We start from the raw sequence: 24919 nt of genomic DNA, 5'->3' as shown, positions 1-24919 counted from the left end.
AAATGCCTAAAAATTAGTTAAAAATATTTACTAGTATATTACAAATTATATATAGCTAAAAAATGACAAAAACTTCCTAGCAAAACAAACAAATGAAATATCGCATGGTTATAAGGCATCTTTCTAATTGAATATAAAATTGCACCTACACTATAAGAAATACCTCCATAAAAAAGAAAATTTAAACTAAACGAAGACAAACTATCTATTAAAGGCGAAATAAAAAAAACAACTTGCCACCCCATTAGCAAATACATTGCCGTAGATAATTTATCATACTTTCCTGTAAAAAATAGTTTAAGAATAATACCAAGCAAAGCAAAAAGCCACACAAACACAACCATATAATTACCAAGTGAATCACCTAAGCCTACCAAACAAAATGGTGTATAACTTCCGGCTATTAACACATAAATAGCTGCATGGTCAAAAATATTTAAACGCCTTCTTTTTATTGGATTTTTAGCTGCGTGGTAAAAAGTAGATGCAGCATATAATATAATCATACTTATACCATAAATAACAAAACTGATGGGTTTCCAAAAACCAGCATATTCAAATGCTTTTAAAATTAAAAAGGGAAAAGCAATTATACTAAGGAATAAACCAAAGCCGTGAGACCAAATATTTAGTTTTTCCTCGGTACTTGTATAAATAGGATTTAATTTTTCGCTCATTTCTTTCTATTTGTATCTTTCATGTATTTTTTATCAGTTTTTAAAGCTTCAAAAATAATCTTGTACGTTTTATTTTTCAAAACTTCCATATCTTCTAATACATTTAAACCTTTAGTTTCTATAAACTTAAATTGATGAATACGCAAAACCCCTGGTTTTCCTTTAAAAATGTCCCAAGAAAAAAAACGTTTACAATCGTAATATACTTGCGGCACAATGGGTATTTCATACTCAATAGCCAAACTAAAAGCACCTTTCTTAAATGGCGCTAAAACAACATCTTCTTCTGGCACTAATCCTTCAGGAAAAATAGCCATACTTACACCGTTTTGTAGTCTTTTCTTCGCCATTTTAAAAACTCTTTTTCTACTTTCTACACTACTTCTATCTACCATTATAACTGTTCTTTTATAGAAAAACCCAAACACCGGTATTTTAGCTAATTCCTTTTTTCCAACAAAAACAATAGGTCTTTTACTAATTGCAATTAGTACAAAAGGATCTAACAAAGAGGCATGATTTGGGCAAAACATATAACTTTTATCAGTATCTATTTCTTGATCTGCCGTAAAGTCTAAACGAAAACCCATTCCGTAAATTAAAATCTTAGAAATTAACCTAGCAAACTTCCAAAATGTAGAATAATGCTCTTCTTTAAATGTGAAAATCAGTAAAAAAGGAAAAAAAATTAAAAGTGAAACAAACATTAAAATGTAAAACCATAAACGCCAAATAAGTAATAAAGGAATCTTAAATAATTTCATATCAATCAAAAATACTAATATTCTTTTTGTTTATTGATTATCCTTATCAAAACCTTATTTTTGTTTTTTAAAGAAGAATTAAAACACACATTAATGTCAAGAATTTTAACAGGTGTACAAAGTACAGGTACACCGCACTTAGGTAATTTATTAGGAGCTATTTTACCTGCTGTAGAAATGGCCAATAACCCAGAAAATGAGGCTTATTTATTTATTGCAGACATGCATTCTTTAACGCAAATTAAAAACGGAGAAGAATTAAGAGAAAACACGTATAGTACAGCTGCTACTTGGCTTGCTTGTGGTTTAGATATTAATAAAACTGTTTTTTATAGACAAAGTGATATACCGCAAACTACAGAGTTAACTTGGTATTTAAGTTGTTATTTTCCTTTTCAAAGATTAACATTAGCTCACAGTTTTAAAGATAAGGCTGATAGGTTAGAAGATGTTAATGCAGGTTTGTTTACGTACCCAATGTTAATGGCTGCAGATATTTTATTATACGATGCAGAAGTTGTACCCGTTGGTAAAGATCAATTACAGCATTTAGAAATTACAAGAGATGTAGCTAGTAGAATGAATAATATTATTGGTGAGACGTTTGTTTTACCAAAAGCTAAAATACAAGAGCATACTAAATTAGTACCCGGAATTGATGGTGAAAAAATGAGTAAATCTAGAAACAACACCATTAATATTTTTTTAACTGACAAAAAATTACGCAAACAAATTATGGGTATAAAAACTGATAGTTTGGCTTTAGAAGATCCTAAAAACCCAGATACGGATAATGTTTTTGCTTTGTATAAGTTATTAGCTTCTGATGCTCAAATTGCAGAAATGAGAGCTAATTATGAAGGTGGAAATTATGGTTACGGGCATGCTAAACAGGCTTTGTATGAACTTATTTTAGAAAAATTTGCGACAGTAAGAGAGCGTTATCATCATTATATGAATAATAAAAATGAAATTGATGATGCATTACGTATTGGGGCAGAAAAAGCAACAAAAACAGCAAATGAGGTTCTTAAAAGAGTAAGGCAAAAAATAGGATACTAAACCTGTTTTACTCTAAATATATTATTAAAAAAAATCCCTTAACAGAATCTGTTAAGGGATTTTTTTAATATTAAAACGAAGTATCGTTATTTTATTTTCATTGATTTTGCAATTGCTTCTAATTCGAATATAAAAGCTCTTTTATTCACAGAAGGCGCATATGTAAATCCTTCAAAAACTACAATTCTATTATTTTTTTTATCAATTACAGAGTAATTTAAAAAAGGACCAGCCATAAAATCGTTTTTCACTTCCCATTTACCTCTTGTTTCAAAGGTTCTCTTTCCATCTAAAATCATTTCAGAAGTAAAAGGTGTGTACGCTTCTTCTGTAATCATATGCATCGTTTCTTCATTTGTACCAGGTATATACTTCTCTCCTATTTGGTTTCTAACGTTTACAATGTTTTCTGCCACCTTTTCTTCGTCTTCTAAAGGCACACTATACACCAAAATATTATTACTACCAGTTTTAGCAATACCGCTTAATAAATGTTGTCTTAGCCATAAAAAGTCTCCAGTATCATCAACTTTATTATAATTATCTGGCGCAGTAAAGGTTATACCTAAGTTTTTTACAGTTTCAAATTGAGATTCATCTAATTTTTTCTTTTCAAAAATCTTTTGAGTCATTTTTATATCAGAATCTATATAAGCATCCATAATTTCTTTTTTATGCTCATTAAAAACTTTACTTATACTTGCATCATCTGTACCATACACATAAACAATTATTTGTGGCTGTGCGTATACATTTCTTTTAATGTAAAATTCTTCCTTTTTACCTTCTCCAATAATCATGATGTTTCTAGAAACCTTCATCATACTACCAAAACCATTTGGCGCAATTTGAGACACAGAAAGTATTGGTTCTGCTTGTGGTAAACCAACTAAGATTTCACCAAAAGAATTTCTTATTTCAGATCCTAAATCTCCGTTCCAATCACTAGCTTTTGTTACAACTAAAACTTTGTTTACTTTTCCTAAAGAATCTCTAAGTACGTATTTATCTGTTCCTTTACAAGAAACTAAAACTAACGCAGTTACAAATAGTATTAATGCTTTTTTCATAATTAACTTTTATAGATTTTAAGTTTGGTTCCGGGTTTAATACTTTTTGCACTCCAAATATCATTCCATTTTTTAATTTGATCTACAGAAACATTTTTAAATTTTCTAGAAATAGTCCAAAGTGAATCTCCCTTTTGTACTGTATACAAGTCATATGCACCTTTTTTAGTACTTTTTGTATTTTTTTTGGTTGATGAAACTTTTACAGAAGATTTAGGTATCGCCAATTTCTTTGGATAAATACTTAAACGTTGCCCAACTTTTAATCTACTATTTTTTAATCTGTTCCAGCGTTTAATTTCACTAATTCTAACACCAAATTTATTTGCTATTTTACCTAAAAAATCTCCACTTCTTACTTTGTAACGAATGCGTTTATCCATTTCAAAATACTTAGGCAAAGGCTTTTCTCTTTTAGAAGCATCTACCTCAGCTAAGGTGTAAATTGCATTTTCATTTTCTATGAAATTAAGGGTATTCTTTCTAGGCAATGTAATTACATAATTTTTTCCCTCTATAAAAGGAATGATGTCTAGTTTATATGAAGGATTTAAAAACTGAATTAACTCTGAACTTATACCGGTAGTTTCTGAAACATGATCGAAACTAATTGTTTTTTTTATTCGAATGGTATCGGTTTCGAAATGACGAATTTGAGGTGGTGCCGCAATTAAATTATGTTCTTTTTGATATTCAAACAAATACATTGTAGCATAAAAAGCAGGCACATAACTTGCTGTTTCTTGTGGTAAAAACGGACGAATATTCCAGTAATTTCTATAACCACCAGAACGCTTAATTGCTTTTGCTACATTACCAGGACCCGAATTATATGCTGCCAAAGCCAAATCCCAATCACCAAAAATACTATACAAATTAGATAAATATTTACAAGCCGCAATAGTAGCTCTAACTGGATCTTGACGCTCATCTACATAAGAACTAACTTTTAAATTGTATTGCACACCTGTTGTGTACATAAATTGCCATAAACCTGTTGCACCTACTCTAGATTTAGCTGTAGGATCTAAGGCAGATTCTACAATTGCCAAGTACTTCATTTCTAAAGGAACATCGAATTGATCTAAGTATCGCTCGAACATCGGAAAATAATACTCTGCTTTTGCCATTAAAGCAGGATAATATCTTTTTCTATATTTTAAATAAGACTTTATTACCTTTTCTAAAGCAGGATTATACGCAATATGAAACGGTGTTTTAGCATTTACTTTTTGCAATCTCTCTTTTAAAACTTCTGTAGTTAAAGCAACATTAGAAACGTCTTTATTTTCTACATCTTTTATAATATATGTTGATGTTTCGTATAACGGAGACTTGTATTTAGAATCCATCAACAAACTATCTATCAAAACAATATCGTAGTCAGAAAATAAATCTGCTTTTGTTATTTTTTTGTAAGTTGAATCTTTTGGTGATTGTGCAAAAACACTAGTTGCTAAAAAAAATACTACTAAAAAATTTCTCATTAAAATTCTATAAATCTAATTCTACTGCAATTGGGCAATGGTCGGAATGTTTTGCTTCTGATAAAATATAAGCTCTAGAAATCTTTTCTTTTAAAGGTGCTGTAACCATTGCATAATCTAAACGCCAACCTTTATTATTTGCTCTTGAATTTGCTCTGTAACTCCACCAAGAATATTGCTGTTTCTCTGGATTTAAATAACGAAAGCTATCTACAAAACCATTATTGATAAAATTACCTAACCAAGTTCTTTCTTCTGGTAGAAATCCAGAAACACCTTTCATTTTAGGATTATGAATATCTATTTCTTCGTGACAAATATTATAATCACCACAAATAACCAAGTTTGGTATTTCTTGTTTTAAATTATGAAGATATTCATGAATTTCATCCATATAATTAAACTTATAACTAAGTCTATCAGAATTTGTACCAGACGGCAAATACATGCTCATTACAGAAACATCATCAAAATCTACTCGAAGATTTCTACCTTCAAAATCCATAGATTCTATACCTGTACCATATGCTACATGGTTTGGTTTTTCTTTACAAAGAATTGCTACCGAAGAATATCCTTTTTTTTGAGCAGAAAACCAATAATGATATTTATAACCTGCATCTTCAAAAACAGACAAATCTAATTGTTCTTTATGTGCTTTTGTTTCTTGAATGCAAAGTACATCTGGTTGTGCAGCTTCTAACCATTCTATAAAACCCTTTTTTAAAGCGGCTCTAATTCCGTTTACGTTATAAGATATTATCTTCATTTTTATATCTTTTTATAATTTTTTATTGACTACCTTTTTAAAAAACAACCACTTAATTTGCTCTTCTGGCCCGTGTTGCTTTTCTACAATTACAATTTTAGGAGACAATAAAAACGCTAAAAAAACAGCAATCGAAGTACTTAAAACAATGTTATCTAATTTAAAAATCTTTTCTAAAATCAGCATAAAAACAACCATTAATAATGGGTTTATCAACCAATATAATTTTTTAAATAAAGTCATGTTTTTCTGGTAAAAAATGGTAATGTTCTAATTAAATATTCATTTCTGGTATTTCTCCGTTTACAACCAAAGTACCTTCTGTTGCTGCTTTAATTTCTTCTACAGAAACACCTGGCGCTCTTTCTAATAAATGAAATGCATTATCTTTTACCTCTAAAACGGCCAAATTAGTTACCACTTTAGTAACGCAACCAACACCTGTTAATGGTAAAGAACATTGTTTTAAAATTTTAGACTCGCCACGTTTGTTAGAATGCATCATTGCTACAATAATGTTTTCAGCAGAAGCTACTAAATCCATTGCACCACCCATTCCTTTTACCATTTTTCCTGGAATTTTCCAGTTCGCAATATCACCGTTTTCAGCAACCTCCATAGCACCAAGAATGGTTAAATCTACATGTTTACCTCTAATCATAGAGAAACTTGTTGCAGAATCAAAAAAACTTGCTCCTGGCATTGTAGTAATTGTTTGTTTACCGGCATTTATAATATCTGCATCTTCGTCTCCTTCAAACGGAAAAGGTCCCATACCTAAAACTCCATTTTCAGATTGGAATTCTACTTCGATATCTTCTCTAACATAATTTGCAACTAACGTTGGAATACCGATACCTAAATTAACGTAAAATCCGTCTTGAACTTCTTGTGCGATTCTTTTCGCAATTCCGTTTTTATCTAACATAATTAGCTTCTTTGTCTTACAGTTCGTTGTTCAATTCTTTTTTCGTAATCTTTTCCTTCAAAAATTCTTTGTACAAAAATTCCTGGAATGTGAATATTGTTAGGATCTAACTCGCCAACTTCTACCAACTCTTCTACTTCTGCAACAGTAATTGTAGCTGCACCACACATATTTGGGTTAAAGTTTCTTGATGTACCTTTAAAAACTAAATTTCCTGCAGCATCACCTTTCCATGCTTTTACAAAAGCAAAATCTGCTTTAAAAGCGGGTTCTAAAACATACATTTTACCATCAAACTCTCTTGTTTCTTTACCTTCTGCTACTTCTGTACCGTAACCTGCTGGTGTGAAGAATGCCGGAAAACCTGCTTGTGCGGCTCTACATTTTTCTGCTAAAGTACCTTGTGGTGTTAATTCTACTTCTAACTCGCCAGACAACATTTGTCTTTCAAACTCATCGTTTTCGCCAACATAAGAAGAAATCATTTTTTTTATTTGTTTATTTTGAAGCAATAAACCCAAACCAAAATCATCTACACCAGCATTGTTAGAAATACAGGTAACATCTCTAACGTTTAATTTTACCAATTCTGAAATTGCATTTTCTGGAATACCGCACAAACCAAAACCACCTAACATAAAGGTCATTTTGTCTTTAACACCTTTTAAAGCTTCTTGTACATTATTAACTTTTTTATTAATCATAAAATTAAATTTTATAAATTATTATTTTGAGTGACAATAAGAATAAAATTAAAAATCTGTATCTTCTTCTGGTACAACTTCTTCGTCTTCTTTATTCTTTTCGTCTGTTTTTTCTTCGCAATTAATGTTTATTGATAAGTTTTCTGGCTTATCAAATTCTGCTTTACTTATTTTTAAACTTTTATCTGCATAACATTTTTGCATAAATAATGCCCAAGATGGTAAAGACATTGTTGCACCTTGCCCATAACCAATACCCGGAAAATGCGTAGATCTATCCTCTCCACCAGTCCAAACTCCAGTTGCCAAATTTGGCACAACACCCATAAACCAACCGTCTGATTGATTTTGAGTTGTACCTGTTTTTCCTGCAATTGCGTTTGTAAATTTATATGGAAAACCCGTTACAATTTTTGGATAAGCTGTATAGCCAGAACGTAATCTTGCACCAGAACCAGATTGAGTTACACCTTCTAAAAGATTTAAAACAACATAAGAAGATTCTTCACTTAAAACTTCTTGTGTTTTTGGGGTAAATTCTTCTAAAACTGTTCCGTTTTTATCTTCTATTCTTGTAATAATCATAGGGCTAACACGCAAACCTCTATTTGCAAAAGTAGAATAAGCACTAACCATTTCTAATAATGATAAATCTACAGCACCTAAAGCAATAGAAGGATTTGCCGGTATATCTGTTTCGATACCCGCAGACTTTGCCAATCGAACAACATTTTCTGGTGAAACCATATCTACTAATCTTGCAGACATTGTATTTACAGAACCTGCTAAACCTTCTTTAAGCGTTAACATTCCGCCATACTTAGAGTTAGAATTCTCTGGTGTATAAGCTTCTGGAATTCCGTATTTTCCTTGTGGAATCGTATAAGGAATATTAGGAAACTGGTCACATGGTGATAGTTTTAACTGATTAATTGCAGTTGCATATACAAATGGCTTAAAAGTAGAACCCACTTGTCTTTTTTGTTGTTCTACAGCATCAAACTTAAAGTGTTTGTAATTTACACCACCAACCCAAGCTTTAATATGCCCCGTTTGTGGTTCTATTGATAACAAACCAGAACGTAAAAAGTATTTATAATATTTAATAGAATCGTTTGGCGACATTATTGTATCGATATCTCCTTTATAAGAAAACACTTTCATTGCGGTTTTTTTCTTAAAAACTTCATCTATGTATTTAGAAGATTTTCCTGCTATTTTTAATCGCTTATACCTTTCAGAATTTTTCTTAGCTCTGTTTAAAATTCCTGCAACTTGGCTTTTTTCTATATCTAAAAAAGGAGCCGTTTTATTATTTTTTTGTTCTTTAAAAAAGTAATTCTGCAAATTTGCCATATGCTCATTTACTGCTTCTTCGGCATACTGTTGCATTCTAGAATCTAAGGTTACGTAGATTTTTAAACCATCCTCAAAAATATTGTATTCTTCTCCGTTAGGTTTTGGGTGTTCTTTTACCCATTTACGCATCACTTTTTGTAAATGTCCTCTAAAATAAGTAGCGTAACCATCACTATGACTTTCTGGAGTAAAATTAATTTTTAAAGGTAATTTTTGCAGTGAATCTTTTTCTGCTTCAGTGATATATCCGTTTTTATGCATCTGTGCAAAAACCACATTTCTTCTATTTAAAGATTTCTTTTTAGAAATTTCTCTATGCGGATTGTATTGTCTTGGATTTTTTAACATCGCAACAATTATTGCTGCTTCTTGTAAATCTAAATCTTTAGCTTCTTTACCAAAATAAATTCTAGAAGCAGATCTAATGCCTACTGCTCTAAAAATAAAATCTTGTGTATTTAAATACATTGCAATTATTTCTTGCTTAGTATATTGTCTTTCTAATTTTATAGCAACAATCCATTCTTTTGCTTTCTGTATTACTCTTTTTATCTTATTACCAGAAGCTCTTTTAGTAAATAAATTTTTAGCCAATTGTTGTGTAATTGTACTAGCACCACCACCTGCACCTAATTTTACAACAGCTCTTGCTGTACCTCTAAAATCGATTCCAGAATGTTCATAAAAACGCTCGTCTTCTGTTGCCACTAAAGCGTTTACTAAATTTGTTGGCAATTCTTTGTAAGTAATTGGCGTTCTGTTCTCTGTTGCATATTTTCCTATTGTTTTACCATCAATAGAAATAACTTCTGTAGCTAAATTTGTCTGCGGATTTTCTAACTCTTCAAAAGATGGCAAAGCATCAAAAGGATCCCAGGCTGTATATAAAAACAACAATAAGATTAATGTAAAACCCCCTAAAACAATTCCCCAGAACCATTTTAAATATTTTTTAAAACTTGTAGTTTCTTTTTTTGCCATTATTCATTAATTTTTTCAATAGTTAAACCAACGTCTAAAATTCCTTTTAAATTTTTAATCTCGTTAATTTCTCCGTTTTTTCGCATTGCTTGTTTTACACTTAAAACGTAATTTCCAGAAGTTGGAAAAACTTTTTCTTCTTTATAAAATAATTTATTCTCTTTAATACTCGAAAATCCACTTCCTAAAAACATCCCTTTTTCATCAGCCATTTCATACTGCAACGTATCTATAACTGTTGTATTATTCGGAAACTTTAGAGTTGTTATCATAAACAAATTACTGTATTCGTATTCGTTATTATTTCTAATATTGATAAACAAATTTTTAGGTTGAATCGTATCTTTAACTTCAAAATTAAATGTTAATTCTTGATTCGATTTCCAAGAAGCATCTTCTAATGTTTTGTATTGATTAAACTCAGTTACATCTTGACAAGAAATCATCAAAAAGAAAAAACCTACATAAAGTAACATTTTATTTTTCTGAATCGTTTCCATTCTTAGGCGTATTGTTTTTACGATTTCTGTTATTTCTTCTAGGTTTATTTGGTTTTTTACCTTCTACCTTGGCTTTGTTTGTATTTGCTTTTGCAACAGGTTTTGTAGCATCTGTACTTTTGGCCACTTGCTTTGGCCTTGGTTTGGGTTTCTGCTTTGGTTTATTTTGTTTTGGCTGCCCTTGTACTTGTGGCTTGTTTTTTTGTGGTTGCCTGTTTCCTTTTTTTGCTGCAGGTTTTACTTGCGGTTTCTTTCTAGTATTTGGTTTTTGCTGTGTAGCATTAGCCGCAACCGAAACAGGTTTTTTCTTCTTGTTTCTGTTATTTCTTCTTCTTTTGCTTGTTTTTGGTGCATCAAATCTTGTTAAACTATCTTGCCCAACAGCATCTTCAAAATCTACTTTTACAGGAATTTCTACATCAGATTCATATTCTTCTAACGTAGCAGATTTTTCGTTATTTTTATTTAAATCTATAATTTCTAAGACTTGATCTAGAGTTAAACGAAACCACTTAAAACGTTCTTCTTTATAAGTGTACCAAAGATGTCCTTTAAAAATATCCATCTTTACAAAAACGGCATCTCCTTTTTCTGTCTTTAAAACTACATCTTGTTTCGGAAACGCTTTTAAGGCATCTAAATACGTGTCTAATTCAAAGTTTAAACAGCATTTTAATTTTCCACATTGTCCTGCTAATTTTAGCGGATTTAAAGATAATTGTTGATAACGAGCTGCAGAGGTTGTTACTTTTCTAAAATCTGTTAACCAAGTAGAACAACACAACTCTCTACCACAAGAACCAACACCACCAAGTCTTGCTGCTTCTTGTCTTGCACCAACTTGTTTCATTTCTACACGAATAGAAAATGCACTTGCCAAATCTCTAATTAATTGTCTAAAATCTACTCTTGCATCTGCTGTATAATAAAAGGTAGCTTTGTTACCATCTCCTTGATATTCTACATCAGATAATTTCATTTGTAACCCTAAGCGCCCTAAGATTTCTCTTCCTCTTTTTTGGGTTTCTTCTTCTTTACCTCTTGCTTGCTGCCAAATATCGATATCTCGTTGACTTGCTTTTCTGTAGATTTTTTTAACATCTTCATGATCTGCGGTAATTTTGCGCTTTTTCATTTGCACTTTCACCAATTCTCCGGCTAAAGAAACGGTACCAATATCGTGCCCAGGATTTCCTTCTACAGCAACAATATCTCCCATTGTTATGGGTAAGTTATCTACATTTTTATAAAAATGTTTTCTTCCGTTTTTAAAACGGACTTCAAAAATATTAAAACGTTCTTGTCCGGTTGGTAACGTCATGTTAGAAAGCCAATCGAAAACAGCTAATTTATTACTACCACTTCCGCAGGTTCCACTACCACAATTACCATTACTCTTACATCCTTTTGGTACACCATTTTCTGTTGTACCGCAACTTCCACATGCCATGTGATTTATATTTTATAATTTTTAACTCTTAGTAATTAAACGTTTTACATCAAAAAACCTCTTTAAATTACATAAAAATCAAGAATCTTTAAGTTCATAATTTTGATTATCAAGCAAGTATAAAAACACCACTTAATTTTGTCTAATTCGTAAATATACGCATTCTTAAAGAATGAAAAAATAGGTTTTTAAAACTTATTATGGCTATTTTTAATTAGTACATCAAATATAAATTAACATTTTTTACATATTCTATTTCTTTTAGAATTTGTTTTAATTTAATTAGAATTCGATTAAAAATAAATTTTTTTTAAGTTTCAAAACACAGGTAAAATGTTTAATAAAATATTAAATAGTTAAATTTCAAACAATTTGTTATATTTTTAATCCCTGAATTCAGGGATATTTACACTAAATATGTGATTTTCTTATATAATTCAATTATTTTTTTTTAGATTGAAATGTTTTTAGATAGAAAACTGATCATTTTACCTTCTAAAAATTGCTAGCAGAAAAAAAAGAAAAAGAATGTTTTAAAAATTGCGCACATTCCTTTTTAAACTTTTATTTGAGACCTTAAACAAGAAGATATTCTTGTATGATATTTTGAACGTAATTATTACGTTCTGCACGTTTATATAATAAATTTAAAAATAATTAAAAATGAAAAAAGTAATATTTATGTTAGCTTTTGTGCTAATGAGTGGCTTTAGTTTTTCTAATAACGAAGCCTTAAAAGGAAAAGAAGAAGTTAAAGAAAATGATGATTTTGGTGTTTGTCGATTTAGTTATCAACTAATTGCAACTAACTCAATTACTGGAGAACAAAGAACATATACTTATACCAGATCAGTGGAGGCTGATTCTGAGGCTGAATGCAATTATTACGCAAGAGCATCTAGATCAATTCAAGCAATGTTATTAAGTGAAGAACTTAATTAATAATTTATACATCAAAGACTTGATTTTATCAAGTCTTTGATTTAATATTTATAAGGATGAAATGTAAATTTATTATTTTAATACTCTTTTTTACAAATTTAAATATTTTAGCCCAAAATAAATCTAATAAGATTTATTTGGAATATCGAGTAATGCGGAATAGAATACCAAGCACAGAGTACTTAATATCTAATGGTAAAAATTCACTTTACACTACAAAATTTATAAACTTTGATAATAAAAAGAACAACTTCAAGAAAGATGAAGAAAATACTATAAAAATAGAGCAGAATAAAATAAAAATTAATAAACTAAAATACTTTACAACGCAAAACTCTAATATTCTTTACTTTTCAAGTATTTTCCCTAATGGAAAAAAAATAATTGCTGTAGATAGTTTACCAGAGTATACTTGGAAAATTAATAAAAAGGAAACAAAACAAATTAACAATGTAACCTGTTACAAAGCAACAACAATTTTTAGAGGATCTAATATAACAGCTTATTACACATCAGAAATCCCAATAGATGCTGGTCCTTTTAAATTTAAGGGTTTACCTGGTCTTATTTTAGAAATTTATAACACAGATACAAAAGGTTCTAAATATTCTTGGAAACTAAAAAATTTTATTTACCCTTTTAATGAAAAAGTTAATTTAGTTTTTAACGAAGAAAATTATAAAGAAAATTTAGTAACCTATAGAAGTATTGTAGAACAATTTGATAAAAAAATGGATAATTTCAATAAAAAGTCTTTATCTAATATGCCAAGAGGAAGTCGGTTAATTTTGGAAAAAAGTGAACGAAGTGGCATAGAAAAAATTTATGAATGGGAGGAAGAAACAACACAAAACTAAAATTTCTAATTATACTTTTATTTTTTTCAAAATCGATGCTTTTCGCAAAAAAAATCTGGAATTGTTAAAACAATAAAAAATCGAAAATTTCCATGAATAATACTATTTTAATCATTTCTATTTTATTTTGCAGCATACCATTAATTTCCCAAAACAATAATTTATATGTTGAATATGAAGTAATATACAACACGTCTAGCCCAAGAATAAAAAAATCCATTTTAAAAACTGAAGGAAATATAAAAGCTGAATATATCGAATTTCCTGAATATAAATTATTAAAAAGTAGTGAACAAAAAGAACCTTCTGAAACCACTAAAACTGTAAATTATAATACCAAAGGAACTCTTAGAAGAATTAAAACTAACCTTGTTGAAAAAAAAATATCATCAATAGAAACGATAATATTTGATAAAATTATCTACAATGTAATTGAAGGTTTACCAAAAATAAAATGGAATACAAACTATACTGAAACTAAATTAATAGGAAAATTCAATTGCTTCAAGGCAACATCTTCATTTCGGGGTAGAAACTATATAATTTGGTATGCTGAAAAGATTCCTATTGGTTTTGGACCATGGAAATTATTTGGAGCACCAGGTCTTATACTCGAAGCTTACGATGATACTTTTACTTATAAATGGATTGTAAAAAAAATTACACAAGAAAATAAGGAATTCGAACAAAAAATAAAAAACTTAAATTACGATAAAGAAATAAATTTAAAAGATTTTGTTGATAAAAAATATGTAAACCCAATAAGCGCAAAAAGTTTAGAAAACAAGATAACAAGTAAACTACCTAGAGGAGTAAACTTAAAGGTTAAGAAAAATCCAAATAGACAAGGAAAAGAACTAATTTTCGAATGGGAAAAAGAAACAACAAAGAATTAAAATTTCTAGTAATACTTTTATTTTTTCAAAACCTCTGTTTTTCTCAAGCCAAAATTTCTGGCATTGTTAAAGACGCAAAAAAAAACCTATTTTCTGCAAGTGTAATTTTAAAAGACAGCATAAATAATATTGTAGATTACACGTATGCCTCAGAAAAAGGCATTTATCAATTTTCTACAATAAAAAAAGGAAAATTTAACATCACTTTTTCATCCTTAGGCTATAAAACTAAAACTATTTCTTTTGTAATTACCAATCAAAAAAACATAAAACTAGATGCTATTTTAGAAGAAAAACCTTTTGAGCTTAATGAAATTATTATTGAAGCAGAAAAAGCGATTAAACAAAAAAAGGACTCCATTACTTTTAAAACAAAGTTTTTTGTAAACGGTACAGAACAAACCGTTGAGGATTTATTAAAAAAAATACCAGGTTTAAATATAGATAGCCAAGGAACTATAAAAGTGGGCAATCAAGAAATAGAAAAATTGATGATTGATGGCGATGATCTATTTGAAAAGGGTTACAAAATTCTTTCTAAAAACATGCCTGCGTATCCAATAGAAGAAGTAGAGGTTTTAAAAAAATACTCTAACAACAGGTTATTAAAAGGTGTAGAAGAAAGTAACAAAGTTGCCCTAAATTTAAAAATGAATGAAAATGCAAAACGTATTTGGTTTGGAAACACCACAATTGGTTTGGGTAATAATAACTTCTATGAATTGAAAGGAAATTTAATGAATTTTGGCAAAAAAAATAAATACTATTTTTTAACCAATCTAAACAATATTGGTTATAATGCTACTGGCGACATACAAAGTTTAATTAGACCTTTTACAGCAAATGAAGCTGGTTCTATTGGCAATGATATGCAAGTTGGTAATTTGCTAAATTTATCTAAAGGAAGTTTAAATTTTAAAAAAGGTAGAACCAATTTTAACAATGCAGAATTACTTTCTTTAAACGCTATTTTCAACCCTAACAAAAAAGTAAAAATTAAAACCTTAGGTTTTTTTAATTGGGATGAAACCGATTTTTTTAGAAATAGTACAGACATTTTTAATGCAAACAATACTAATTTTACAAATACAGAAAATTTTACGCTTAGAAACAAAAAAATAATTGGTTTTGGTAAATTAGATTTTACGTATAATATTTCTAAAACCAAAATGTTAGAAAGTGTTACCAAATACAATAGTGGCAATTATAACGCCAATTCTAATTTAATTTTTAATGGGAAATCTACCATCGAAAACTTAGAAAGCAACAACACACTTTTAGACCAAAAAATAAATTACACCAATAAGTTTAAAGACAAGAAAGTGTTATTACTAAGTGGACGTTTTATAAAAGAAGAAACGCCACAGAATTATAGGCTGAATCAGTTTTTGTATCAAGACCTTTTTCCAAATGCAACAAATGCAGACAATGTGCAACAATTAAGTACTAATAAAATGACATATGCAGGCATAAACGTGCATTTATTGGATAGAAAAGAGAATGACAATTTAATAGAACTAAAATTAGGTAACGAGTTTAGAAAAGATAATTTAAAGACCGTTTTTTCTTTATTAGAAGAAAAAACTGTTTTAGATAAACCAACTGATTACCAAAACAATACTTCATACTTGGTAAATAATAGTTATTTAAAAACAAAATACAGGTACAAAATTAAAGATTTTGCTTTAGTTGGTAAATTAGATTTTCACCAACTATACAATCGCTTTACCAATGAAACCATTATAAAAGAAGACACTCCTTTTTATATAAACCCAAGTATTGGTTTCGACTGGAAAATTAATGAGAAAAATAAATTAATGGCTTCTTATGGTTACAATTATAGAAACGCATCTATATTAGAGGTGCATGATAATTTTGTATTGACCGGTTTTAGGTCTTTTACAAAAGGTACAGGTAACTTTAATCAATTAAATGCTTCTAATTTTATCTTTAATTACCAATTAGGTAATTGGAGCGAACGCTTTTTTGCGAATACTTTTCTTATCTATAATAAAAATCATGATTTCTTTTCTACAAATTCTATTATCACTCAAAATTATGCACAAACAGAAAAAATACTAATAAAAGACAACTCTTTTTTAAGTATAAATACCAATTTAGATTATTACTTTAACTTTATTTCTTCTAACTTAAAATTAGAGCTTGGTTATTCTGAAAACAACTTTAAAAACATTATTAACAACTCTAATTTAAGAGAAATAAAATCTAAAACCTATAATTATGGTTTTGAAATGCGCTCTGGTTTTTCTGGCATATTTAATTATCATTTTGGTTCTAAATGGAATACAAACACTATAAAAACTACTATAGAAAATTCATTTACAGATAACACTAGTTTTTTAGATTTATCTTTTGTTTTCAGTGATAAATTTGATATTGAAGTCCAATCTGAACGCTACTTTTTTGGAAATTTAGAAAATGATAATACCTATTATTTTTTAGATGCAGAAAGCAGATATGAAATTTTAAAAGACAAACTAACACTTAGTATCTCGGGTAAAAACTTATTTAACACCAAAAAATTTAGAAATTTTTCTATAAGTGATTTTGGATCTTCAACAACAGAATATCGTTTGTTACCAAGATCTGTTTTATTAAAAATGGAATATCGTTTTTAATTATTGAACAAAAAAAAGCTCTCAAAAATTGAGAGCTTTTAAATATCTTTTAGAATTGAATTACTTCTTAAACTTTAACACTTCACTTCTTCCTTTTTTAAAGATTTTATTACTATTTCCCTTCCCTTTTCGAAGTTCTTTTTGTTCTTCGTAAGATAACTGAATAATTTCTTGGCAATCTGTAGAACAGGTGTTTTCCATCTTTTCTGAGCATTCATCACATTGTATAAACAATAAATGACATGCTTCGTTTGCACAATTTGTATGCTCGTCGCAAGCTTTACCACATTGGTGACAATTAGAAATTACATCGTCTGTAATACGTTCTGCTCTTCTATGATCGAATACAAAGTTTTTACCAATAAATTTATTTTCGATTCCTTCTTCTTTTACCTGACGGGTGTATTCGATAATACCACCTTCTAGTTGAAATACGTTTTTAAAACCTTTGTGTTTGTAATACGCAGATGCTTTTTCGCAACGAATTCCACCAGTACAATACATCAATAAGTTTTTATCTTCTTTATTGTCTTTTAAATCTTCTTCTATAATATCTAAAGAATCTCTAAAAGTATCTACATCTGGCGTTACAGCACCATCAAAATGACCAATTTCACTTTCGTAATGGTTACGCATGTCTACACAAACCGTATCTGGATTTGCCAACATTTCATTAAACTCCTTCGCGTTTAAGTGTACTCCTTTGTTAGTTACATCAAAAGTTTCGTCATTTAAACCATCGGCAACAATTTTGTTTCTAACTTTTACTTTTAACTTTAAAAACGATTTATTGTCTTGCTCAATGGCAATATTTAAACGGATGTCTTTTAGGAAAGATATGCTATCTAATTGGTCTTTTAAAGCGTATAAATTTTCAGACGGTACAGAAAGTTGCGCATTAATACCTTCGTAAGAAACATATATTCTACCCAGAACATCTAATGCGTTCCATTCTAAGAATAATTTGTCTCTAAATAATTGTGGATTCTCTATCTTAAAGTATTGATAGAATGATATTGTAAGACGGTCTTTACCAGCCTCATCTATTAATGCAGCGCGTTCTTTTGCGCTTAACTTATTGTACAGTTGCATGCTATACTTTTTAGGTTAAACTATATTTTTTGCAAAGTTAGTTTTTTAAACAGTCATTTCAAAGTATAGAGTTCACTAAAGAAAAAACCAAATGTTAGCAAATAGTTTAGCCCTGATAGAGCGGTATGTTTGAGCTCTTTTTTGCTTTTTCTGCAAAAAAAGCGAGTAGCGAAAGCAGGAAATAGCTTCTAAATAAACTTACAAATATAATTTTATATCAATTTGTTTAATTTTAAACAACAGGAATTATATTGGTAAATATTTCTTAAAAGAATGGCTGGTTACTAATTTGTTAGCATCTTTGTAGTATCATAAAAATTATTAAATAGAAATACCGATGAAAATAGCTGTAGTTGGAGCAACTGGAATGGTTGGAACTGTAATGTTACAAGTTTTAGAAGAACGTAATTTACCAATAACTGAGTTAATACCTGTAGCATCTGAAAGATCTGCTGGTAAAAAATTATCTTATAAAGGAAAAGAATATACCATTATAACCTTAGCAGATGCTGTGAGTTTAAAACCAGATGTGGCTTTATTTTCTGCTGGTGGAGATACTTCTTTAGAATGGGCACCAAAATTTGCAGAAGTTGGTACAACGGTAATTGACAATTCTTCTGCATGGAGAATGGATCCGACAAAAAAATTAGTAGTTCCAGAAATTAATGGTGATGTTTTAACTGCGGATGACAAAATTATTGCAAACCCAAACTGTTCTACAATACAATTGGTAATGGCTTTGGCGCCTTTACACACTAAATACACTATGAAACGTGTGGTAATTTCTACGTATCAATCGGTTTCTGGTACTGGTGTAAAAGCAGTGCAACAACTAGATAATGAAGAGGCTGGTGTAGACGGAGAAATGGCGTATCCGCATAAAATTGGTAGAAATGCTTTACCACATTGCGATATTTTCTTAGACAACGGTTACACTAAAGAAGAAATGAAATTGGTTAAAGAGCCAAAGAAAATTTTACGTGATGATTCTTTTTCTGTAACTGCAACTGCAGTTCGTATTCCTACTGCTGGTGGGCATTCTGAAGCTGTAAACGTTCAGTTTGAAAATGATTTCGATTTAACAGAAGTTAGAACAATTTTAAGCGAAACTCCTGGTGTTATTGTAGAAGATGATTTGGCTAACAACGTATATCCGATGCCAATTAATGCACATAATAAAGATGAAGTTTTTGTTGGTAGAATAAGAAGAGACGAATCTCAAGAAAATACCTTAAATTTGTGGATTGTTGCAGATAACCTTAGAAAAGGTGCTGCTACCAACACAGTTCAAATTGCCGAATATTTAATTGCAAATAATTTGGTATAAAACATATTTAAATGGCAACATTTTACAAAGTAAACATACAAGAAGTAAAACAAGAAACCGCTAATGCGGTTTCTGTTTTATTAGAGATACCTCAACATTTAAAAGACAATTTTAATTTTGTTGCAGGGCAATATATTACGTTACAAAAAGTAATAAATGGCGAAGAAGTTAGAAGAGCATATTCTATTTGCTCTACACCTAAAAGCGGAGAAATTAGAGTTGCAATTAAAGCAGTAGAAAATGGTGTTTTTTCTAAATTTGCAACTTCTGAATTAAAAGCTGGTGATGAAATTGAAGTTTCTGAACCAGAAGGTCGTTTTCTTTTAAACACAGAAGCAAATAAAAACTACATTGGTTTTGCTGCAGGTTCTGGTATTACGCCAATTTTATCGATGGTAAAATCGGTTTTAGAAGAAGAAAACACTTCTAATTTCACTTTAATTTATGGTAATAAATCTATAGCAGACACTATCTTTTTTGACGAATTAAATGCTCTAAAAGATACGTATTCAGAACGTTTAAAGCTGCATTTTATTTATAGTAGAGAAAACGTTAAAAATGGTTTGCGTGGTAGAATTGACGAAAACGTAACTAAGTATTTTGTTAAAAACATGTACAAAGAAACTACGTTTGATGCTGCTTTTTTATGCGGACCAGAACAAATGATAGAAGAAGTTTCTAAAACTTTAGCTGCAAATAAAATTAGTAAAGAAAATATTCATTTCGAATTATTTACAACTTCTATTGATAAAGAAGCTGCTGCAGAAGTTAAAGAAGGTGTTACAGAAGTTAAAGTTCTTTTAGATGATGAAGAAACTACTTTTTCTATGCAACAAACAGATGATCTTTTAGCGGCAAGTTTACGTAATAATTTAGACGCACCTTACTCTTGTCAGGGTGGTGTTTGTAGTTCTTGCATGTGTAAAGTTACAGAAGGTAAAGCCGTAATGGTTAAAAACTCGATACTTACAGATAGTGAAATTGAAGAAGGTTTGGTTTTAGCTTGTCAAGCATATCCAACAACACCAAAAATTACAATTGACTTTGATGATGTTTAAATTTCCGTATTTTTGCCAATATGGATATTTACGACTTTAAAAATGCTTTTTTAATAGGTTTTTTCATGGCTTTCATGATAGGACCTGTTTTTTTTATGTTAATACAAACTAGTATTTTAAAAGGAGCTAGAGCTGCAATTGTTTTTGATTTAGGTGTCATTTTAGGCGATTTATCTTTTATTTTAATTGCTTATTATGGTAGTAGATCTTTATTAGAAAAAATTAAAGACGATCCGCGGTTGTTCTTTCTTGGTGGTTTGGTACTTATAATTTATGGGTTAATTACCTATTTAGAGAAAGAGAACAAAAAAGAAGCATTAGAATCTGCTAAAATTGTAGATGTTCCCATTAAAAACAATTATTTAAAATTATTTTTTAAAGGATTCTTTCTAAACTTTATAAACGTTGGGGTTTTAGCTTTTTGGTTGGGTACTGTTCTTGTAATTGGACCCACTTTAAAAATGGATCAAAATGCTATATTTTGGTATTTTGGCACAGTTTTAATTGGTTATTTTGTAACCGATTTAGGTAAGATTTTTTTAGCGAAACAATTAAAATCTAAAATGACACCACAAGTAATTTTTAGAGTGAAAAAAATTATGGGAATTATATTGATAATTTGCGGTGTATTTTTAATGCTTAAAGGCTTTATACCTAATGATAGAATTGAAGATTTTATCAACTAAATAACAACAAAAAAGCCTCATCTTAAATTATGATGAGGCTTTTTTCTTTTTTGTAGAAGTATTATTTTACTTCGTAAAAGTTATTTTCTGCATTAACATCTGCCATTAATTTACTTTTATCTATTGTTACAGATTTAACTGCTTTAGATGCGTTAAAAGTATATGTTGGCATTGCCCAACCCCAATCTGTAATAACAGTTGCTGTTGTTGGCTTATTACCTCTCATTATTCTTAACGGTATATTAAAGTTTTCTACAGAACCATCAACATAAGTTACTTCTAAATCAATAGGCATTGGCATTTTACCAATTCTTTCTAAAGTAATTGTTTTGTTGTTTACAGATTTTACACCATAATCTATTGTATGTATTGTTTGTGTCCACTCATTTAAATACCAATCTAAATGAATACCAGATACTTTTTCCATAGAACGTTTTACATCATTTGGTGTTGGATGTTTAAAACTGAAATCTGTAAAGTATTTTTTTAATCCTTTTGCTACATTATCTGCACCAATTACATATTCTAATTGCGATAAAAACATGCTACCTTTACCATAACTACCTGTACTGTAAGCTGCATTTGTATTGTATCTATCTGCATGCGTAGTTAATGGCTCTTCTATATTATTTTTTACTAAATAGTTGTAACCTCTGTAAGGTCCTGCATTCGGATTTTTGTCGCCTCTTTTTAAGATTTCATAAGACGCTTTATTAGAAATGTAAGACGTAAAACCTTCATCCATCCATGGGTGTTTACTTTCATTAGTAGCTAATAAAAACTGAAACCAAGTGTGTGCCATTTCATGAGAAGTAACACCAAAAAGACTACCAAAACTTCTTTTTCCTGTAATTAAAGTAGACATTGCATATTCCATACCTCCATCACCTCCTTGTATAACAGAGTATTGTTTGTATGGATATTGACCAACATGTTTACTAAAATAAGCCATTAATTCAGCAGTTTTTGGTTGTAATTCTTTCCAGTTGCTTAAGTATTTAGCTTCTAAATCTTTCTTATATAGAAAGTGTAAATCTATTCCGTTTGCCATTTTTAAAACATCATGATTATAATAAGGATCTGCTGCCCACATAAAATCATGTACGTTTGGTGCTTTAAAATGCCAAGTTAATTTTTCTGTATTTGGCACATTTAATGGTTTTGTTTTGTCTTCGTAACCATGTCCTATTTCTTGCGGATTTTGCAAATAACCAGTACCACCAACAACGTAATCTTTATCAATAGAAATCTTCACGTCAAAATCACCCCAAATTCCGTGGAATTCTCTAGCAATATAAGGTGGTGTATGCCAACCTTCAAAATCATATTCTGCCATTTTAGGATACCATTGAGACATCGAAAGTGCAACACCTTCTTTGTTGTTTCTACCAGTTCTTCTAATTTGAACAGGAACTTGTGCATCAAAATCCATATCTAAAGTAACTGTTTCACCAGATTTAATTGGTGTATTTAAAGTTACTTCTAAAATAGTACCTACAGTTTCGTAAGTTACAGCAGTACCGTTTTGCTTTAAAGAGTTTACTTTAATATACCCAATTTCATCAGCATTTAATTTGCTAATTCTATCTCTAACTCTTCTGTCTGGGTCTTTAATATTTAAAGACCTAACATCCATTTGAGAACCTGGTTGAAAAGCATTAAAATATAAATGATAATAAACTTTATCTAATTGATCTGGCGAATTGTTTGTGTACACAGCTTTTTGTGTTCCTTTATATTGATACTTTTCTGTATCTACATCAATATCCATGGTATAATCGATATGCTGTTGCCAATAAGTTGTAAACTTAGTGTCTTTTTTTTGCTGATATGTTGCTTCTTTTGTTTGGGTACAAGAAGCAATTACAGCAATAGTAAAAAATAAAAGTAGGTTTTTTTTCATGTTATAGTTAATTAAATTTGAATATAAAAGTAAAAAACAGCAATCAAAAGATTGCTGTTTTGTAATCATTATTTTTTTCCGTTTACAATTCTATCTGCCATAATTAACGCATTATAAGCATTAACTACTCTACCAGAAACTGATAAATCTGAGAATGGAACTTTTTCGTCTTTAGTGCCTGGTTTAATAACATCAAAATTAACTTTTAACCCAGAATTCATTAAAATATGCTTTACTTGACTTGCAGATAACTGCGGATAATATGAACGCACTAAAGCTGCAACGCCCGCTGCAGAAGGTGCTGCCATAGATGTACCACTAATTGCTTCGTATTCATTTTTAGGAAATGTTGCATAAATATCTACACCTGGTGCAAAAACATCAACATTCATTTTACCATAATTAGAAAAAGTAGCTGGTAAGTTTTCATCATAATGCAAACTCATTGCTCCTATTGTTAAAACATTGTCTGAAATTTCATTTACTAAATCTTTAGAATCATTTGGGTATGTTTTTTCAATATCGATATTTTTACCATCGTTACCGGCAGCATTTACAATTAAAACATCTTTAGTTTGTGCATACTTAATTGCATCATAAACCCATTGTTTATTTGGTGAATATGCTTTACCAAAACTTGTGTTTATAACTTTTGCACCATTGTCAACTGCATAACGAATTCCTAAAGCAACATCTTTATCGTGCTCATCGCCATCTGGCACAACTCTTACTGCCATAATTTTAACATTATTAGCAACACCATTTACACCTTTGTTATTGTTTCTAGAAGCAGCAACAATACCAGCAACGTGTGTACCATGACTTTCTAAATCTTTAGAACCAATTACATTATTGTTTCCGTAAAATTTATCATTTATATCATATAAATCATCACCTAAAGTTTGTCTAGCATTAAAATCTAAATCGTAACTTTTAGAAGCGTCTTTACCTTTCTTATAATCTAATAATTGCTTTTTATAATCTAACAAACCTTTTTCGCTCATACCTCTAGTTAACATATTAGAAACATCGGCAATTTTTGCAGCTAATTGTGCGCTTTCTGGTTTTGCACTTTTTAAATCTTCTATGGTAAAATTCTCTTTGCCCAAAAATTCTTTTACATCATTAAAGTTTTGCTCTATTTGTGTAATTCTAGTCTCTGTTTGTTCAAGATTAAATAATTCTTGTTTATGTGCAGCTACCGATTTTGAATATTTCTCTTTTAACTTTAAAAATTCTTGAAATTCAGCTTTATCTGCATCAGCTATTTCTGATGCTTTTTTATCGCCAAATTTGTCCATTCCTTTTTTTACAATTCTAGTTAGTTCTAGTTGATCTGCATTTACAATTTTACCTTCTTTATTTCCAAGAAAATTCCATCCATGTACATCATCTACATAACCGTTATTGTCATCATCTTTATTATTGTTTGCAACTTCTTTAGGGTTAACCCAAGCAACATCTTTTAAATCTTCGTGCTCTACATCTATACCAGAATCTGCAACAGCAACAATTACTGGCACTCCTTTTTTACCTTCTAAAAATTGATACGCCTTTGCAATACTCATTCCAGGAATCGAGTCTGTTTGCAAATCCATATGACTCCAAACTTGTACTTGTTCTTCTGATAACGTTCCTTTTTTAGCAGGAATATTTATTACATTTTCTGCACCATTTGGTACCGGAATTGTATTTATTGATGTTTTACAACTTGCAAAAACAACACTAGCAACTGCTGTATAAATAATTGGCTTTAATACTCTCATCT

22 protein-coding genes are annotated in these 24919 nt (G+C 29.8%); 8 read left to right on the top strand and 14 right to left on the bottom strand.

Annotated elements, in window-relative coordinates; translation table 11 throughout:
• Window positions 1-38: 38 nt before the first annotated feature.
• Window positions 39-677, bottom strand: a complete 639-nt coding sequence (trhA, locus tag ACYPV9_RS02550; RefSeq protein WP_459741490.1) for a PAQR family membrane homeostasis protein TrhA — start codon at window positions 675-677, stop codon at window positions 39-41.
• Window positions 674-1441, bottom strand: a complete 768-nt coding sequence (locus ACYPV9_RS02545; protein WP_459741489.1) for a lysophospholipid acyltransferase family protein — start codon at window positions 1439-1441, stop codon at window positions 674-676. The genes trhA and ACYPV9_RS02545 overlap by 4 nt, the downstream gene beginning before the upstream one ends.
• Before the next feature lie 93 nt (window positions 1442-1534).
• On the opposite strand from ACYPV9_RS02545, the gene trpS reads away from it, so the two are divergent.
• Complete coding sequence (gene trpS, locus ACYPV9_RS02540) at window positions 1535-2503, top strand: tryptophan--tRNA ligase (protein WP_299062478.1); 969 nt, start codon at window positions 1535-1537, stop codon at window positions 2501-2503.
• 86 nt (window positions 2504-2589) lie between these two features.
• On the opposite strand, the gene ACYPV9_RS02535 is transcribed toward trpS, so the two are convergent.
• The 9 genes from ACYPV9_RS02535 to ACYPV9_RS02495 are packed head-to-tail and all read right to left on the bottom strand — an operon-like array spanning window position 2590 to window position 11751.
• Window positions 2590-3573, bottom strand: coding sequence for a DUF4837 family protein (locus ACYPV9_RS02535; protein ID WP_459741488.1), 984 nt, complete (start codon window positions 3571-3573; stop codon window positions 2590-2592).
• Between the two features lie 2 nt (window positions 3574-3575).
• The gene (locus ACYPV9_RS02530) at window positions 3576-5060 is read right to left on the bottom strand and encodes a lytic transglycosylase domain-containing protein (protein WP_459741487.1); all 1485 of its coding nucleotides are present in this window, start codon (window positions 5058-5060) and stop codon (window positions 3576-3578) included.
• A gap of 7 nt (window positions 5061-5067) precedes the next feature.
• Entirely contained in the window at window positions 5068-5829 is a 762-nt protein-coding gene (locus ACYPV9_RS02525; protein WP_299062486.1) for an exodeoxyribonuclease III, read from the bottom strand.
• A gap of 12 nt (window positions 5830-5841) precedes the next feature.
• Complete coding sequence (locus ACYPV9_RS02520; RefSeq protein WP_459741486.1) at window positions 5842-6072, bottom strand: hypothetical protein; 231 nt, start codon at window positions 6070-6072, stop codon at window positions 5842-5844.
• A 31-nt stretch (window positions 6073-6103) separates the two neighbouring features.
• Window positions 6104-6757: a CoA transferase subunit B gene (locus ACYPV9_RS02515; RefSeq protein WP_299062492.1), complete on the bottom strand. Its 654-nt coding sequence runs from the start codon at window positions 6755-6757 to the stop codon at window positions 6104-6106.
• Window positions 6758-6759: 2 nt separating this feature from the next.
• Window positions 6760-7461, bottom strand: coding sequence for a CoA transferase subunit A (locus ACYPV9_RS02510; RefSeq protein WP_459741485.1), 702 nt, complete (start codon window positions 7459-7461; stop codon window positions 6760-6762).
• Window positions 7462-7509: 48 nt separating this feature from the next.
• The gene (locus tag ACYPV9_RS02505) at window positions 7510-9801 is read right to left on the bottom strand and encodes a penicillin-binding protein 1A (protein WP_459741484.1); all 2292 of its coding nucleotides are present in this window, start codon (window positions 9799-9801) and stop codon (window positions 7510-7512) included.
• On the bottom strand, window positions 9801-10301 hold the full coding sequence (locus ACYPV9_RS02500; RefSeq protein WP_459741483.1) for a gliding motility lipoprotein GldH: 501 nt from the start codon (window positions 10299-10301) through the stop codon (window positions 9801-9803). The genes ACYPV9_RS02505 and ACYPV9_RS02500 overlap by 1 nt, the downstream gene beginning before the upstream one ends.
• The gene (locus ACYPV9_RS02495; RefSeq protein ID WP_459741482.1) at window positions 10279-11751 is read right to left on the bottom strand and encodes a PSP1 domain-containing protein; all 1473 of its coding nucleotides are present in this window, start codon (window positions 11749-11751) and stop codon (window positions 10279-10281) included. Before ACYPV9_RS02495 ends, ACYPV9_RS02500 begins: the two co-directional genes overlap by 23 nt.
• A gap of 663 nt (window positions 11752-12414) precedes the next feature.
• On the opposite strand from ACYPV9_RS02495, the gene ACYPV9_RS02490 reads away from it, so the two are divergent.
• The 4 genes from ACYPV9_RS02490 to ACYPV9_RS02475 all read left to right on the top strand — a co-directional run bounded on the left by ACYPV9_RS02490 (window position 12415) and on the right by ACYPV9_RS02475 (window position 17085).
• Window positions 12415-12693, top strand: a complete 279-nt coding sequence (locus ACYPV9_RS02490) for a hypothetical protein (RefSeq protein ID WP_459741481.1) — start codon at window positions 12415-12417, stop codon at window positions 12691-12693.
• A 56-nt stretch (window positions 12694-12749) separates the two neighbouring features.
• Window positions 12750-13550 carry a GLPGLI family protein gene (locus ACYPV9_RS02485; RefSeq protein WP_459741480.1) on the top strand — a complete coding sequence of 267 codons (801 nt, stop codon included), beginning with the start codon at window positions 12750-12752 and terminating at the stop codon, window positions 13548-13550.
• A gap of 92 nt (window positions 13551-13642) precedes the next feature.
• Entirely contained in the window at window positions 13643-14446 is an 804-nt protein-coding gene (locus tag ACYPV9_RS02480; RefSeq protein ID WP_459741479.1) for a GLPGLI family protein, read from the top strand.
• On the top strand, window positions 14419-17085 hold the full coding sequence (locus ACYPV9_RS02475) for a carboxypeptidase-like regulatory domain-containing protein (RefSeq protein WP_459741478.1): 2667 nt from the start codon (window positions 14419-14421) through the stop codon (window positions 17083-17085). Before ACYPV9_RS02480 ends, ACYPV9_RS02475 begins: the two co-directional genes overlap by 28 nt.
• Before the next feature lie 60 nt (window positions 17086-17145).
• Here the strand turns inward: ACYPV9_RS02475 and trhO are convergent, their stop codons facing one another.
• The gene (gene trhO, locus ACYPV9_RS02470; protein WP_299062516.1) at window positions 17146-18177 is read right to left on the bottom strand and encodes an oxygen-dependent tRNA uridine(34) hydroxylase TrhO; all 1032 of its coding nucleotides are present in this window, start codon (window positions 18175-18177) and stop codon (window positions 17146-17148) included.
• Between the two features lie 337 nt (window positions 18178-18514).
• Between trhO and ACYPV9_RS02465 the strand changes: the two genes are divergently transcribed.
• The 3 genes from ACYPV9_RS02465 to ACYPV9_RS02455 are packed head-to-tail and all read left to right on the top strand — an operon-like array spanning window position 18515 to window position 21248.
• Window positions 18515-19504, top strand: a complete 990-nt coding sequence (locus ACYPV9_RS02465) for an aspartate-semialdehyde dehydrogenase (RefSeq protein WP_459741477.1) — start codon at window positions 18515-18517, stop codon at window positions 19502-19504.
• A gap of 11 nt (window positions 19505-19515) precedes the next feature.
• Window positions 19516-20562, top strand: a complete 1047-nt coding sequence (locus ACYPV9_RS02460; RefSeq protein WP_459741476.1) for a 2Fe-2S iron-sulfur cluster-binding protein — start codon at window positions 19516-19518, stop codon at window positions 20560-20562.
• A gap of 20 nt (window positions 20563-20582) precedes the next feature.
• Window positions 20583-21248 (top strand): LysE family translocator, encoded by a 666-nt coding sequence (locus tag ACYPV9_RS02455; protein WP_077810398.1) that lies wholly within the window; start codon window positions 20583-20585, stop codon window positions 21246-21248.
• 61 nt (window positions 21249-21309) lie between these two features.
• Here ACYPV9_RS02455 and ACYPV9_RS02450 read toward each other — a convergent pair whose 3' ends face one another.
• Both ACYPV9_RS02450 and ACYPV9_RS02445 read right to left on the bottom strand, forming a co-directional pair.
• Window positions 21310-23151 carry a M1 family metallopeptidase gene (locus tag ACYPV9_RS02450; protein WP_459741475.1) on the bottom strand — a complete coding sequence of 614 codons (1842 nt, stop codon included), beginning with the start codon at window positions 23149-23151 and terminating at the stop codon, window positions 21310-21312.
• A 68-nt stretch (window positions 23152-23219) separates the two neighbouring features.
• Window positions 23220-24917: a S8 family serine peptidase gene (locus tag ACYPV9_RS02445; protein WP_459741474.1), complete on the bottom strand. Its 1698-nt coding sequence runs from the start codon at window positions 24915-24917 to the stop codon at window positions 23220-23222.
• Between the last annotated feature and the right edge of the window lie 2 nt (window positions 24918-24919).

This window comes from Polaribacter sp. OB-PA-B3 (assembly GCF_054589375.1).
This window is presented reverse-complemented; position numbering and strand designations above follow the sequence as displayed.

Excerpts from the sequence above, each read along its gene's own strand:
- trhA (WP_459741490.1), bottom strand. The coding sequence starts at position 677 with ATGAGCGAAAAATTAAATCCTATTTATACAAGTACCGAGGAAAAACTA.
- ACYPV9_RS02545 (WP_459741489.1), bottom strand. The coding sequence starts at position 1,441 with ATGAAATTATTTAAGATTCCTTTATTACTTATTTGGCGTTTATGGTTT.
- trpS (WP_299062478.1), top strand. The coding sequence starts at position 1,535 with ATGTCAAGAATTTTAACAGGTGTACAAAGTACAGGTACACCGCACTTA.
- ACYPV9_RS02535 (WP_459741488.1), bottom strand. The coding sequence starts at position 3,573 with ATGAAAAAAGCATTAATACTATTTGTAACTGCGTTAGTTTTAGTTTCT.
- ACYPV9_RS02530 (WP_459741487.1), bottom strand. The coding sequence starts at position 5,060 with ATGAGAAATTTTTTAGTAGTATTTTTTTTAGCAACTAGTGTTTTTGCA.
- ACYPV9_RS02525 (WP_299062486.1), bottom strand. The coding sequence starts at position 5,829 with ATGAAGATAATATCTTATAACGTAAACGGAATTAGAGCCGCTTTAAAA.
- ACYPV9_RS02520 (WP_459741486.1), bottom strand. The coding sequence starts at position 6,072 with ATGACTTTATTTAAAAAATTATATTGGTTGATAAACCCATTATTAATG.
- ACYPV9_RS02515 (WP_299062492.1), bottom strand. The coding sequence starts at position 6,757 with ATGTTAGATAAAAACGGAATTGCGAAAAGAATCGCACAAGAAGTTCAA.
- ACYPV9_RS02510 (WP_459741485.1), bottom strand. The coding sequence starts at position 7,461 with ATGATTAATAAAAAAGTTAATAATGTACAAGAAGCTTTAAAAGGTGTT.
- ACYPV9_RS02505 (WP_459741484.1), bottom strand. The coding sequence starts at position 9,801 with ATGGCAAAAAAAGAAACTACAAGTTTTAAAAAATATTTAAAATGGTTC.
- ACYPV9_RS02500 (WP_459741483.1), bottom strand. The coding sequence starts at position 10,301 with ATGGAAACGATTCAGAAAAATAAAATGTTACTTTATGTAGGTTTTTTC.
- ACYPV9_RS02495 (WP_459741482.1), bottom strand. The coding sequence starts at position 11,751 with ATGGCATGTGGAAGTTGCGGTACAACAGAAAATGGTGTACCAAAAGGA.
- ACYPV9_RS02490 (WP_459741481.1), top strand. The coding sequence starts at position 12,415 with ATGAAAAAAGTAATATTTATGTTAGCTTTTGTGCTAATGAGTGGCTTT.
- ACYPV9_RS02485 (WP_459741480.1), top strand. The coding sequence starts at position 12,750 with ATGAAATGTAAATTTATTATTTTAATACTCTTTTTTACAAATTTAAAT.
- ACYPV9_RS02480 (WP_459741479.1), top strand. The coding sequence starts at position 13,643 with ATGAATAATACTATTTTAATCATTTCTATTTTATTTTGCAGCATACCA.
- ACYPV9_RS02475 (WP_459741478.1), top strand. The coding sequence starts at position 14,419 with ATGGGAAAAAGAAACAACAAAGAATTAAAATTTCTAGTAATACTTTTA.
- trhO (WP_299062516.1), bottom strand. The coding sequence starts at position 18,177 with ATGCAACTGTACAATAAGTTAAGCGCAAAAGAACGCGCTGCATTAATA.
- ACYPV9_RS02465 (WP_459741477.1), top strand. The coding sequence starts at position 18,515 with ATGAAAATAGCTGTAGTTGGAGCAACTGGAATGGTTGGAACTGTAATG.
- ACYPV9_RS02460 (WP_459741476.1), top strand. The coding sequence starts at position 19,516 with ATGGCAACATTTTACAAAGTAAACATACAAGAAGTAAAACAAGAAACC.
- ACYPV9_RS02455 (WP_077810398.1), top strand. The coding sequence starts at position 20,583 with ATGGATATTTACGACTTTAAAAATGCTTTTTTAATAGGTTTTTTCATG.
- ACYPV9_RS02450 (WP_459741475.1), bottom strand. The coding sequence starts at position 23,151 with ATGAAAAAAAACCTACTTTTATTTTTTACTATTGCTGTAATTGCTTCT.
- ACYPV9_RS02445 (WP_459741474.1), bottom strand. The coding sequence starts at position 24,917 with ATGAGAGTATTAAAGCCAATTATTTATACAGCAGTTGCTAGTGTTGTT.